The 13,175-nt window shown below is 45.4% G+C and carries 15 protein-coding genes; all 15 read right to left on the bottom strand.

The window, feature by feature from the left end; translation table 11 throughout:
* Nucleotides 1-95: helix-turn-helix domain-containing protein (locus BM213_RS00750; protein ID WP_143091162.1), on the bottom strand; the 95-nt coding region annotated here is incomplete at its 3' end.
* Between the two features lie 12 nt (nt 96-107).
* The gene (gene tnpA / locus BM213_RS00755; RefSeq protein ID WP_091700053.1) at nt 108-509 is read right to left on the bottom strand and encodes an IS200/IS605 family transposase; all 402 of its coding nucleotides are present in this window, start codon (nt 507-509) and stop codon (nt 108-110) included.
* Between the two features lie 141 nt (nt 510-650).
* Nucleotides 651-1,637 (bottom strand): stage II sporulation protein D, encoded by a 987-nt coding sequence (spoIID, locus tag BM213_RS00760; protein WP_091700054.1) that lies wholly within the window; start codon nt 1,635-1,637, stop codon nt 651-653.
* A gap of 97 nt (nt 1,638-1,734) precedes the next feature.
* Nucleotides 1,735-3,033 carry a UDP-N-acetylglucosamine 1-carboxyvinyltransferase gene (murA, locus tag BM213_RS00765; RefSeq protein ID WP_091700055.1) on the bottom strand — a complete coding sequence of 433 codons (1,299 nt, stop codon included), beginning with the start codon at nt 3,031-3,033 and terminating at the stop codon, nt 1,735-1,737.
* Nucleotides 3,034-3,064: 31 nt separating this feature from the next.
* Nucleotides 3,065-3,760, bottom strand: a complete 696-nt coding sequence (locus BM213_RS00770) for a YwmB family TATA-box binding protein (RefSeq protein ID WP_091700056.1) — start codon at nt 3,758-3,760, stop codon at nt 3,065-3,067.
* Nucleotides 3,761-3,842: 82 nt separating this feature from the next.
* Nucleotides 3,843-4,073, bottom strand: a complete 231-nt coding sequence (locus BM213_RS00775) for a DUF1146 family protein (RefSeq protein WP_164875846.1) — start codon at nt 4,071-4,073, stop codon at nt 3,843-3,845.
* A gap of 57 nt (nt 4,074-4,130) precedes the next feature.
* A complete protein-coding gene (gene nuoN, locus BM213_RS00780) occupies nt 4,131-5,633 on the bottom strand; it encodes an NADH-quinone oxidoreductase subunit NuoN (protein WP_091700057.1) in 1,503 nt (500 codons plus the stop codon).
* A 4-nt stretch (nt 5,634-5,637) separates the two neighbouring features.
* Nucleotides 5,638-7,155, bottom strand: coding sequence for an NADH-quinone oxidoreductase subunit M (locus BM213_RS00785; RefSeq protein ID WP_091700058.1), 1,518 nt, complete (start codon nt 7,153-7,155; stop codon nt 5,638-5,640).
* Nucleotides 7,155-9,011, bottom strand: a complete 1,857-nt coding sequence (gene nuoL / locus BM213_RS00790) for an NADH-quinone oxidoreductase subunit L (protein WP_091700059.1) — start codon at nt 9,009-9,011, stop codon at nt 7,155-7,157. Before nuoL ends, BM213_RS00785 begins: the two co-directional genes overlap by 1 nt.
* Nucleotides 9,012-9,070: 59 nt before the next feature.
* The gene (gene nuoK, locus BM213_RS00795; protein WP_091700060.1) at nt 9,071-9,382 is read right to left on the bottom strand and encodes an NADH-quinone oxidoreductase subunit NuoK; all 312 of its coding nucleotides are present in this window, start codon (nt 9,380-9,382) and stop codon (nt 9,071-9,073) included.
* A complete protein-coding gene (locus BM213_RS00800; RefSeq protein ID WP_091700061.1) occupies nt 9,379-9,888 on the bottom strand; it encodes an NADH-quinone oxidoreductase subunit J in 510 nt (169 codons plus the stop codon). Before BM213_RS00800 ends, nuoK begins: the two co-directional genes overlap by 4 nt.
* A complete protein-coding gene (nuoI, locus tag BM213_RS00805) occupies nt 9,885-10,304 on the bottom strand; it encodes an NADH-quinone oxidoreductase subunit NuoI (protein WP_003396988.1) in 420 nt (139 codons plus the stop codon). The genes BM213_RS00800 and nuoI overlap by 4 nt, the downstream gene beginning before the upstream one ends.
* Before the next feature lie 22 nt (nt 10,305-10,326).
* Nucleotides 10,327-11,328 carry an NADH-quinone oxidoreductase subunit NuoH gene (gene nuoH / locus BM213_RS00810; RefSeq protein ID WP_091700166.1) on the bottom strand — a complete coding sequence of 334 codons (1,002 nt, stop codon included), beginning with the start codon at nt 11,326-11,328 and terminating at the stop codon, nt 10,327-10,329.
* The gene (locus BM213_RS00815) at nt 11,328-12,428 is read right to left on the bottom strand and encodes an NADH-quinone oxidoreductase subunit D (RefSeq protein ID WP_091700062.1); all 1,101 of its coding nucleotides are present in this window, start codon (nt 12,426-12,428) and stop codon (nt 11,328-11,330) included. The genes nuoH and BM213_RS00815 overlap by 1 nt, the downstream gene beginning before the upstream one ends.
* Nucleotides 12,429-12,431: 3 nt before the next feature.
* Nucleotides 12,432-13,175, bottom strand: a 744-nt coding sequence (locus tag BM213_RS00820) for an NADH-quinone oxidoreductase subunit C (protein ID WP_091700063.1), incomplete at its 5' end; no start/stop codon positions are given.

Below are 13,175 nucleotides of genomic sequence, written 5' to 3' on the forward strand. Positions count from 1 at the left end.
TAATTATATACAAATCTTACACAACCAAATGTTTTAGCTAATTGTATTTTTTGTTCTTCATTAGGATATAAGCGATATTTGTATGCCCTTAACATAGATAAACTCACCTACCTTTCCTTTTGGGAGTTAATATAATTTCTTATTTGTTCTTCTATATGTTCACTAACTGTTGCGACAAAATAAGATGGATTCCAAAGATGTCCTCCCCAAAGTTGTTTCTTTAACTCTGGGTATTGTTTAAATAACAACCTCGCACTTACACCTTTTAATGCCTTAATCATATCTGGTATATAATGCTGCGGACTACATTCTATGAGTAAGTGTATGTGGTCTAAATCTCCATTGATTTCTTGTATCACAAACCCATTTTCTGCAGCAATCTTGTGCAATATGTCCACCAAACACTGTTCTATTTTGCCAGTTAATATTTTGCGTCTATATTTCACACACCATACGATATGGTATTGAATAGAATAGACATAACCTCGTCCGTAGTGTATTTGTGCCATATATTATCACCTAATTGCAGGGTAACATGTGCATGAGCAAAAATCAAGTTTTTATCTGGTTTTATAGCCACATGATAAATAACATATGTTATGCGTCCTTACTCATGACTAAGGTCACGAGAATGCAGACGCATATTTTCTTCAAAATTTTGAAGCGACGAGCGAAACGTCTTGAATGCGTACCCCTTGATAATAATATTTGACAATCTCTTTATACGTTTTTCCTTGTTTCGCTAAAAAGTTCGCACCGTATTGACTCATCCCGACTCCGTGCCCATATCCTTTCGTCGTAATGACGATGTTGTTTCCTTGCCTTGTCCACGTAAAGTCCGTCGATTTTAGCTGCAGCTTTTCGCGCACTTCACGGCCGGTCAACTGCTTGCCATTGATGTCGACAAGAGCTACTCGCTTGCCTGGCGTGCGCGCAATCACTTTGCCGACAGAGCCGTCTTTCGGCAACGTCACACCGAGCCGCTGTTCAAATTCGCGAACAGAGAGCGTCACTTGTTCGTAAAACTTCGGCGAACGCTCATCCCACGGGCTTTCGACGCTCGTTAAGTACGGGAAGGCGTTTTGCCAATACGCCTCTGAGTTTTCTGTATAGCCGTTGCTCGTTGAGAAAAATGCCGCTTCGATCGGCTCGTTGTTGTACGTTAAAATTTGCCCTCTCGTCGCCTCGACCGCTTCTTTAATTTTTTTTATTTTCCACTCGTAGCTGATGCCCCAACGCTCTTTTAATTGCTCGTCGTTATAATATACTTGATGCATGACCGTATCGGTAACGTTCGCACCGTCTGGCAGTTGAATCGGCTTGTTATATATAAGCTGTTTGACGATGTACGTTCTTGCGGCAAGCGCTTGTGCTTTTAGCGCTTCCATTTCAAATTCCGCGGGCATTTCTGCCGCTACAACGCCGATGACATATTGTTCAAGCGGAAGGCGCTCGACTTTCTTTTCTTTACTTCGGTATACGGCCACTTCAACGGTCGGTTCATCGCGCGCGTAAGTCGGCATCGGCTGGTCAGGAAGGTTCGCTTCTTGTTTTTCACCAAATGCTAAAACGACTAACGCTGGAATAAGTAAAATAAGTGTAAATAATGCTGTTGTTGCAATGATCCATTGTCGCAATCCAATCCCCCCTTTGTCATTATTACACTTTATGCCGGGGGACAAGCATATATGCAAAAACGACCATTAGCTTTTCGCAAACGGCCGTTTTTTTACATTATCCGACATCCGTCATTTGTCGTTGCACTGTGTCGATATCTTCGCGTACTCGTTCAATATCCGCCCCTAACGCAGCTAATTTTTCATGAAAACGAACGTAACCGCGATCTAAATGTTTCAGTTCGGTTACGCGCGTATACCCTTCCGCCGCAAGTCCAGCTAAAATGAGCGCGGCAGCAGCGCGCAAATCAGTTGCGGCAACTTCTGCACCTTGCAAGTTGCATGGGCCGTTAATAATAACGGAACGTCCTTCAATTTTCATATCTGCATTCATACGGCGAAATTCTTCCACGTGCATAAAGCGGTTTTCAAATACCGTTTCTGTTACCATGCTTGTGCCTTCTGCTTTCATCAATAGCGCCATCATTTGTGATTGCATATCTGTTGGAAAGCCGGGATGCGGCATCGTTTTGACGTCTACCGCTTTTAATTTGTCTGGCGCAATGACGCGCAAACCGCTATCTTCTTCAACGATCGTGACACCCATTTCCTCAAGTTTTGCGATTAACGACGTTAAATGTTCAGGCACCGCACCTTGTACAAGGACGTTTCCGCCTGTAATGGCAGCGGCAATCATAAATGTTCCTGCTTCAATGCGATCAGGAATAACCGCATGCTCTGCACCATATAATGTAGTGACACCGTCAATACGAATCGTGCCTGTTCCAGCACCGCGCACTTTCGCACCCATCGCGTTTAAAAAGTTAGCTAAGTCGACAATTTCAGGCTCTTTTGCGCAGTTTTCGATGACGGTCGTGCCTTCTGCCAAAACGGCAGCCATCATAATATTTTCTGTCGCTCCTACACTTGGGAAGTCTAAATAAATTTTTGCACCGCGCAATTTTCCATTCACTTCTGCGTCGATAAAACCGTTGCCGATTTTCACCGTTGCACCCATCGCTTCAAATCCCTTTAAATGTTGGTCAATCGGTCGTGAGCCGATCGCACAGCCACCCGGTAGCGCCACGCGCGCGCGTCCTTTACGCGCAAGCAACGGTCCCATCACTAATACAGATGCTCGCATTTTTCGTACATATTCAAATGGAGCTTCAATCGTTAGCTCTCCAGATGCATCCACGACAATGTTGTTGTTACCAACCGTTACGTCCGCTTGTAAATGACGCAACACTTCACTAATCGTATATACATCGGAGAGTTCAGGTACATCGTAAATGACGCTCTTTCCTTCACTCGCTAATAATGTTGCGGCGATGACAGGCAACACAGCATTTTTCGCACCTTCCACTTTTACTGTGCCGCTCAACCGCTTCCCGCCGCGGACGATGATTTTTTCCAAGGCATTCCCCTCCGCGTCCAAAGTCTCTATATTAATATTCAGCTGTAATGATTGGGGTGCCAATGACAACGGTCGTTCGCGCGCCCAATCCGTCTTGTCGTAACGCCAGTTGAAGATTCATTTGTTGTTGTCCGACAGAAAGTGACGTCTTCCACTGCTCAGTATATGCTGAGAGGGAGACAAATGTCTCTTCACGCAATGATTCAATCGGTTGCGCTTGAAACGAAGAAAGCAAGCGAACCGCCTTGTCAAACAAAACACTTTTCATCTTACCATCGAATTCCCCTGTAATACAAGTGAAAAATGTAGGTTTTACGAATAATTTTGTCGTTTGTCGGACGAGCGTGCGTTCGATTTGTTTATTCCACGTTGAACCGGTTGCTTCGTATAAAACAAGGACTGTTGGATGATGAGCGACCGTGATAAGTTGAATCGTTTCAACATAAGCGGAGGTTTCACGTTTGCCAACCATCTTGTGCGGTTCAACCGTCCAACGAAAAGAGGACCATGTTCTCACGTATTGTTGGATCCATGTGTGAGGGTCTGTCGTAAGCACTTGCTCTTTGGCGTAGACGTTCCATCGTTTGAGGTAAATATGATGAGCGTCAAATACGCCGAGCATGTCGTTTATTTTCGTTATTTCTCTTTCGACACGTTCACCATCATACATCCGATAACCACTAAATAACAAACAAAAAATAACGAGTGCCAACCATCTTTTTCTCATCTTTTTTCCCCTTCCTCTCCTTAGCTTTATTGTTGCCAGATCGGAAGGGAACATACGTGAAAAAAATCGACAACGCTCGCGTTTAAAGTAAAAATGGCAACTGACGCGACCAGCGTAAATAATCTAAAAAGAAGTTGCTCACTAATGAGCCAATGGCAATCGTAATTAAAATGTAAAAGACGCGCGCTTGAATGATACGATTTGGTTTGAAAATGACTTCAAGTCGAACCGCTTGTAACGTCCACCACGTCACCGTAATAAAAAATAAATGAGAAAGTAAACTAATTAACGCCTCTTGTCCGAATACTTCCACGCTTATTCCTCCTTTCACAAAAGAAAATGGAAGGGTAAACCCCTTCCATTATACGTCTTATTGAAGAAAATCGCTAAAATGTTGAAACGGCGCAAGAAAATCGTAAGCGATGTTTGGAAACACCCCTAAAGCGACGGTGCCGATGATACAAACAACGACAACCGTAACAACCCCAGGTGGCCACTCTAATCGGTGCGTATGTTCGACTGGTCGGAAAAACATTTGGACGAAAATCCCAAAGTAATATACGTAAGAGATGACCGTCGTGATCACCATAATCGACGCAAGCACATAATGAGCAGGCTCGACGATAAACGCTCCGAGGAAAATATTCATTTTCCCGATAAATCCAGCTGTTCCTGGAATGCCCGCAAGCGATAACAAAAAGATCGTCATCGCAATGGCCATAAGCGGCGAGCGGCGATATAAGCCGGCGAAGACGCTTATATCTTCATCGTCGTGATGTTTGGAAACGACTTGTAAAATGGCAAATGCTCCGATCGTCATAAACAAATACGCCAATAAGTAAAACCAAATCGCTTCAAACATAAACATCGATAAGCTTGCAAAAGCGACTAATACGTACCCGGCATGCGCCACGCTTGAATATGCAAGCATGCGCTTGACGTTGCGCTGGCGAAGCGCAATCGTATTGCCGATAATCATCGTTGCTCCTGCTAAAAAAGCGATGTACGGCGCAAGCGTCATCAACATGGAAGCAGAACTTCCGGCTGGCGTTTGCGCAAATACAGAGACGATGAGGCGCAAGACGATGATAAATCCTGCCGTTTTCGACACGACGCTTAAAAAGGAGACAACTGGCGTCGTTGCGCCTTGGTATACGTCTGGCGCCCACATATGAAACGGAGCAGCCGCCAGTTTGAACGACAAACCGATAAACGTAAGCAAAAAGGCAACCGATAAAATGTATTGATGGTTTTCATCGTACGTGCTTGCGAGTTGCTGGGCAATTTCTTTTATATTTGTCGATCCGGTAAAGCCAAATATGTAGCTCATTCCGAACAACGTAATGGCTGTTGCGATGCTTCCTGTAATGACGTATTTTAGCGCAGCTTCATTCGCTAACGTATGTTTTTTCCGAATCGCAACAAGAATATAAGAAGAAATGGACAACAGTTCAAGACCGACAAAGAGCGTAATAAGATCACCGCTCGACGCCATCATCATCGCGCCGAGGAGCGCTGTTAAAAATAAGTAGTAAAATTCACCGCGGTAGGCGATGCGCTCATTCGGTTCGTAATGAATCGCAAGAAGTAACACGAGCGCACTACCGATGAGCAATAACGCTTTAAACGATTTCGCAAACGAATCAAGGCGAAACGTATCATCTAAAATAGATGTGACACCAGTCGTCCATAATCCAAGCAACGATACGAACGAAACGGCGACGCCAACGAAAGCGAACAGCCCAAGCAGGCGCCGGTTGCGATCTTCGGGCATAAATAGGTCGATGAGCGAGAGCGCAACCGCCACGCCGAGAATGATAAATTCCGGCATCATGACGCCCCATTGATAACTAAGTAATGTTTCGAAATCCATCTCATCAACCCCCTAACCCGTTCATCATCGTTTCAATCGTCGTCTGCAGCGGCATCGCCAACACGTTCGGATATACCCCAATAATAACAATAAACAACAGTAAACTAATGGCTGGCACCCATTCGATACCACGTAAATCGTGAACGTTTGTGACTGTTGTTTGCCCGAATGTTATGCGAAGCACCGCCCGCAACAAGTACACTGCTGTCATAATAATGCCGAGCGTACCGATCGCAGCGAGCCAAGGCTCGGCTCGAAACGCACCAACAAACGCCATAAACTCGCTAATAAATCCTGACGTCCCCGGCAAGCCGAGCGAAGCCATCGCTCCAGCAAGAATAAATCCTGATGCATACGGCATCGTTTTTGCCATTCCACCTAAACGGGCGAGCGTCGTCGTGCGCGTCCGCTCGTACATGACCCCGACGAAGAAGAATAAGAACGCCGCGATAAATCCGTGTGACACCGCTTGGAAAATCGCCCCTTGCATTCCCGCTTCGTTAAGAGATCCAAGACCGATCAATACAATGCCCATATGCGATACACTTGAGTAAGCGAGCACCATTTTAAAATCGGTTTGTCTAAACGCTAAAAACGCACCGTACAATAAATTTACAACTCCTAAAACGATGAGCCATGTCGAAAATTGCTGGAATTGCCCGGGAAATAATCCGAGGGCGATACGAACGAGACCAAAAGCACCAATTTTTAACAAAACCCCTGCGTGCAGCATGACGACAGACGGCGGCGCTTGTACGTGCACGCGCAACATCCATCGATGGAGCGGCACGATCGGCAATTTTACCCCAAATGCAACAAGCAAGGCGATAAACAATCCGTAACGAAGATCGTCGGAAATTGGCGAAATGGTTTGCATTTGCGCAATCGGGTCCGTCAATATGTGGCGCAACTCCGCGATATTCGCTGTGCCGGTGCGGGCGAACAAAATAGCGATCACAATTAACAAAACAGCTGAACCGAGCCCGTTATAAATTAAATAACTATACGCTGCTTTTTCTTTTTCGAAATAGCCCCATTTTCCGATTAAGAAAAACATCGGAATGAGCGTCAATTCGAGAAAGATGAAAAAGAGAACGAGGTTGCTTGCCGCAAAAACGCCAAGCATGCCGATTTCAAGCAATAAAAACAGTTGAAAATAGCCTTTCCATTCTTTTTGAATGGATACGGAAGCAAGCGCAGCGAGCGTTGCTAAAATAGTTGTTAGCACGATCATGACGAGCGCAAAACCGTCGACGTGCAGTTCGTACGCGACCGTAAAATCCGTTTCCCTTAAAAACGGAAAATCGCCAAATCGAATCCATGAACGCTTTTCTGTCAGCTGGCTTATATCATACCCGTTTTGATATTGCCAAAAAGCAAACAACGATAAACATAACGATGGCAACGTCGCCAACACACCGAGCCATTTAATCGCTTTTTCTTGCTCTTTCGAAATCAAGGAAAGAACGAGTATACCTAAAAGCGGGGAGAAAATTAAGAGCGATAAAAAGTATGGCTGCATTATAAATACCCCCCTGTCACCGCAAAAATGACGACGAGAATTGCTAAAGCAACGATCGTCACTGTGCCATACATTTGTACTTGACCGTTTTGTAGACGCGAACCGATTCGTCCGATGCCGCGCGTAGCTGCTGCAAGCGACCGAGCTATTCCTTCGACGAGGAAACGATCGATGTATTCAAACAACAAGCTGATGAATGCGGTCGCGCGCATGACAGTCAGTCCGTAAAACTCGTCGACGTAATATTTATTCATAAGCACGTTGTACGTCATCGGAAAACGCGACGATAGCCAGTCGCGAGCGATCGCCTGTTTGCCATATATGAGCCATGCGAGCGCAATGCCGCATAATGAAACGATTGTCGCAACAATCATAATCCAGCTCGGTCCTTCCGCATGTGCATGCCAGTTCGTTCCTTCCGTCAACCATTCGCCTAAAAACGCTCCCCACGGTGTTTGGACGTAGCCAGAAACGACAGCAAGCACGCCGAGCACAATCATCGGAAGCACCATAACCATTGGCGATTCGTGAACGTCGTGGACGTTCGTTCGCGCTTCCCCTGCAAATACAAGGAAAAATAAGCGGAACATATAAAACGCTGTGAAAAAGGCAGCGATAACAGCGACGATAAATAAGCCGACGTGCCCGTGCGTCCACGCGGCAAGTAAAATTTCGTCTTTGCTGAAAAAGCCTGAGAACAACGGAAACCCGCTAATCGCTAACGTTCCGATTAAAAAGAGCGGAGCGGTCCATTTCATCTTTTTCCATAATCCGCCCATTTGTTCAATGTTTTGCGTATGCACCGCATGAATGACGCTACCTGCCGCTAAAAAGAGGAGCGCTTTAAAAAATGCATGCGTCATCAAATGAAAGATGCCTGCGACATATCCAGCTGAACCGAGCGCCAACATCATGTAGCCAAGCTGGCTGACTGTGGAATACGCGAGCACACGTTTAATGTCTGTTTGTACTAAGCCGATGGAAGCTGCAAAAATAGCGGTAAATCCACCGACGTAAGCAACGGTCATCATCGCCGTCTCGCTCGCTTCATAAAGCGGGAACAACGTCGCCACTAAATATACCCCAGCCGCAACCATTGTCGCCGCGTGAATTAATGCGGATACAGGCGTTGGACCTTCCATCGCATCCGGAAGCCACGTATGAAGCGGAAATTGACCTGATTTTCCGACGGCGCCAACGAAAATAAGAATGGCGCTTAACGTGATGATTGTAGTCGATATATTTCCGTTTTGTAACGCGGCAAAAATGGCTTCATATTCAAAGCTTCCTACTTCAAGGAACAATAAAATCATGCCGATCAGCAAGCCGACATCCCCGATGCGCGTCATAATAAACGCTTTTTTCGCTGCAGCTTTTGCTTCTTCTTTGTAAAAATAAAATCCGATCAATAAGAACGAGCCGAGACCGACAAGCTCCCAAAACATGTACGTTTGCAATAAGTTAGGCGATATGACGAGCCCAAGCATCGCAAAAGTAAATAAGCCTAAATATGCATAAAACACCGGAAAGCGCTCATCACCATGCATATACCCTTTCGCATACGTATGTACGAGAAAACTAACAAGCGACACAACAACGAGCATAAGTGCGTTTAACGCATTCACTTCAAAACCGACCGTCAATTGTACATTCCCGATCGTAAGCCATGTGTATGCTTGTTTGTATGTTGGCGCCGTCCATCGCTCATACAACACTCCGAGCGCATATATGAGCGAAATAAACGTCAACAACATCCCTACATACGCGCTTCGTTCTTTTAACTGCTTACCGACGACAAGCAGCACAACAAACGATACGAACGGAAAAAGCGGTATGAGCCATGCGTTTTCCATCATCGTTCAATCATCCCCTTTTTCAGGTGCGTTTATATATTAACCCCTTTGTTTCCCATCCTTTATCGTTTCATCGTATCGACTTCATCAATATGAATCGTTTTACGGTTGCGGTATAGCGCAATTAAAATCGCTAAACCGACCGCTACTTCTGCAGCGGCAACGGTAATTGTAAACAGCGAAAACAGTTGCCCTGTAATGCCCGGATTCACCCCATATTTACTAAACGCCACTAAGTTTACGTTGACCGCATTTAACATGAGCTCAATACAAATGAGGACGATCACCGTATTTCGTTTTGTTAACGCTCCGTACAGCCCGATGCAAAATAATAAAAGCGCAAATACGAGATAGGCGGATAACGGTACGCTCATTCTCCCTCCTCCTTATCATCTTTTTTTGCTAAAATGACGGCGCCAATGAGAGCAACGAGCAATAATACAGATGTTAGTTCAAACGGAATGACGTATTTAGAATAAAGGGCGATCCCGATTTGTTCCGTATTGTTTTCATGAAGTCCGACCGCTTCCGTACCGAAATCAAGCGTGCGAATGCCGATGTACATAACCGCACCGAATGCTACCGTACCGAGCAACGCGAGCGCTTTACGAAGCGGGCTTCCTGTCGATTGTCCGTCATCTTGGTGGCGCGTCAACATAATGCCAAATAACATAATGATCGTAATTGCTCCGGAGTAAATGAGCACTTGAACAGCTGCGACAAATTCAGCTGATAAAAGTACGTAAATGCCGGCGATGCTGACGAACGTAAAGACGAGCGCGACGACCATATGGACGACTTTGTTTAAATTTAACATAAATATGCCGCCGCCTAGCGCAATGAGCGCAAGAACGAAAAATGCGAGATATTGTCCGCTCATGGTTTATTCACCTTCCGCACGTTCGTATCGTTTTCGTCAAGCCACGTTAAATCTTTAAATAATTCATCGCGGCTATATTCCGCTAATTCAAAGTTGTTCGTCATGACAATCGCCTCGGTCGGACATACTTCTGTACATAAATCGCATAAAATGCAAATTTCAAAATTAATGTCATACGTATCAATAATTTTTCCTTTTTTCGTCGGGTCCGGATGCTTTTTGCCCGTCAGCTGAATACAGTCGGTCGGGCAAATGTTTGCACACTGATTGCAAACGATACATTTTTCCGGATAAAACTTTTGAATGCCGCGAAAGCGATCCGGAAGCGGAAGCGGTTCATTCGGATAATCGTACGTCACTTTTTCTTTTGTTAAGTTTTTCAGCGTATACGCTAATCCTTTCATTAAACCGAGCATTTCTGCCCACCCACCTTTTTATTTAAAAAAATAGTTGTTTCACAAGCGCTGTTACAAAAATGTTGACGAGTGCAACAGGCAATAACACTTTCCAGCCAAACTCCATCAATTGATCGGCCCGCACACGCGGAAACGTAATGCGAAACCAAATGAATAAAAAGACGACAAGACTAAACTTTAAGGCAAACCAAACGGCACCTGGAATGAAGTCAAGAAACGGAAGCGGATGCCATCCTCCTAAGAAAAGAACAGTTGTTAAAGCTGCCATCGCAAAAAAGTACACGTACTCTGCAAGCATGAAAAACGCCCAACGGAAGCCAGAATATTCTACGTGGAATCCTGCAACAAGCTCCGATTCTGCTTCTGGCAAGTCAAATGGCGTCCGGTTTAACTCTGCCACAGCGGCGATGAGGAAAACGAGAAATCCGATCGGCTGCGCGATAATAAACCAAACATCTTTTTGCGCCTCAACAATGTCGTTTAAGTTTAAACTTCCCGCCAACAAAATGACACCGATGACCGACATGACGAGAGGCACTTCGTATGAAATCATTTGCGCAGCTGCGCGCATGCCTCCAAGTAGTGCATATTTGTTGTTGGACGCCCATGCACCTGTCACAACGCCAACCGTCGTTAATCCTGATACCGCGATGTAATACAACAAGCCAACGCCAATATCGGCAAATTGCAACGCATCAGTAAACGGCAACGCTGCAAGTACCATAAAGGCAGGGGCAAACGCGATAACCGGCGCTAAAATGAACAATGGCCGATCGGCTGCCTTCGGGATCGTATCTTCTTTCAACAATAGTTTTAATACGTCTGCAACCGTCTGCAATAACCCCCAGCGACCTCCCACTTGGTTCGGACCGATTCGTCCTTGCATAAATCCCATTACTTTTCTCTCCGCTAAAATGCCGTACGTAACAAACCCTAATACAAAGAGCAACAATCCAACACCAATCGCAAAAAATATCGCAACATTCGTCCAGCTCGGCGTCGACTGTAAAAGTTGTTCCATCATCATCCATCGACCTCCCCAAGCACGATATCAATCGCGCCAAGTATCGCAATTAAATTTGCGATATTTTCCCCTTTTAATAGTTTCGGAAGGATTTGCAAATTATAAAATGACGGTCGACGGAATTTTAAGCGGTACGGCTCTTTTTTCCCGTCGCTCGCAATGTAGCACCCAATTTCTCCGCGCGGCGACTCGATGCGGACGTATGCTTCTCCCGGTGGCGCTTTAATGATTTTTGGCACCTTCGCCATAATGTTGCCTTCATGTGGGAATTGTTCGCACGCTTGTTCAATAATGCGAAGCGATTGTTCAATTTCAGCAAGACGGCATTCATAACGGGCGAAGCAATCACCTTCCGTACGAACAGGCACGTCAAAATCAAATCGGTCGTAAATAGAATACGGCTCATCTTTTCGTAAATCCCATTTTACACCTGTACAACGCAAATTGACCCCACTTAATGAATATGCTAACGCTTCTTCTTTCGTATACTTTCCGACTCCGATGACGCGATTGCGGAAAATTTCGTTTCCTGTAACGAGTTCATGATATCCTTCCAACTGTTTGCGCATATACGGAACAAACTGCTTCACTTTATCGATCCATCCGTCTGGCGCATCCCATTTCACACCGCCAACACGCATGTAGTTAAACGTTAATCGCGCCCCTGACAATTCATTTAGTAGATTAATAATCATTTCTCGCTCGCGAAACGCATATAAAAACGGACTGACCGCACCAATGTCAAGCAAATACGTCCCCCACCAAACGAGGTGGCTCGCAATGCGGCCGAGTTCCATCGCAAGCACACGCAAATATTCGGCCCGCTCCGGCACTTCAATGCCCATCATTGTTTCTACCGCATGGCAAATAACGTAGTTGTTCGTCATCGCTGATAAATAGTCCATGCGGTCAGTGTACGGAATGATTTGTGTATATTGTAATTTTTCAGCGATTTTTTCGGTGCCGCGGTGAAGATAACCGATGACAGGAGTCGCTTCTTTAATAATTTCCCCATCGATTTTTAGCACGAGACGAAACACGCCGTGTGTGCTCGGATGTTGCGGTCCGACGTTTAAAAGCATCTCCTCTGTTCTAAGCACATTTTATCCCTCCATATCGTACGGCTCGTAATCTTTTCGGAGCGGATAGCCGACCCAGTTCTCCCCTAAAAATATGCGAATGAGTTGCGGATGACCTTCGAAACGAATGCCAAGTAAATCGTACGCTTCGCACTCTGGCCAATTCGCCCCTGGCCAAAGCGGAACGAGGGAATCGATCACCGGATGGTCACGATCAATTTTCACTTTCAACGCAACAGATTGGCGATTTTTATATGAGTACAAGTGCACGTACACTTCCATATGCGTTTGAAAATCCGTTCCGTGCAACTCCGATAAATAATCAAAACTTAGCTGCTCATTATATTTTAAAAACTCAGCCACTTTAAAATATGTATCTTTTTTCACAACGAGTGTCGGTACGTCTTTCGACAAACGATTGATGTAAGCGTTTTCTAACACGTCTTTTCCGAGATGTTGTTCAATCACTTTGACGTATTTGTCGAGATATGGCTGATTTGGTGAAGGTTTTTCCTCTTTTTGTTCAGCGACATCTGCACTTTTTGCTTTTGCTGCTGCTGCGACTTTCGCTTTCGCCGCTGCTGCCGCTTTTGCTTTCGCCGCCGCTGCCGCTTTTTTCTTCGCCAACTCTTCTTCGCTTAATTCGCCTGATTCCAGCGCTTTTTGTTTCGCTAGCGCTGCGGCTTTTGCTTTCGCCGCTGCTGCCGCTTTTTTCTTCGCTAACTCTTCTTCGCTCAAGTCCCCTGTCTCTGCAGCTTTTTGTTTCGC

It is taken from the genome of Anoxybacillus pushchinoensis (genome assembly GCF_900111795.1).
Classification (GTDB): Bacteria; Bacillota; Bacilli; order Bacillales; family Anoxybacillaceae; genus Anoxybacillus; species Anoxybacillus pushchinoensis.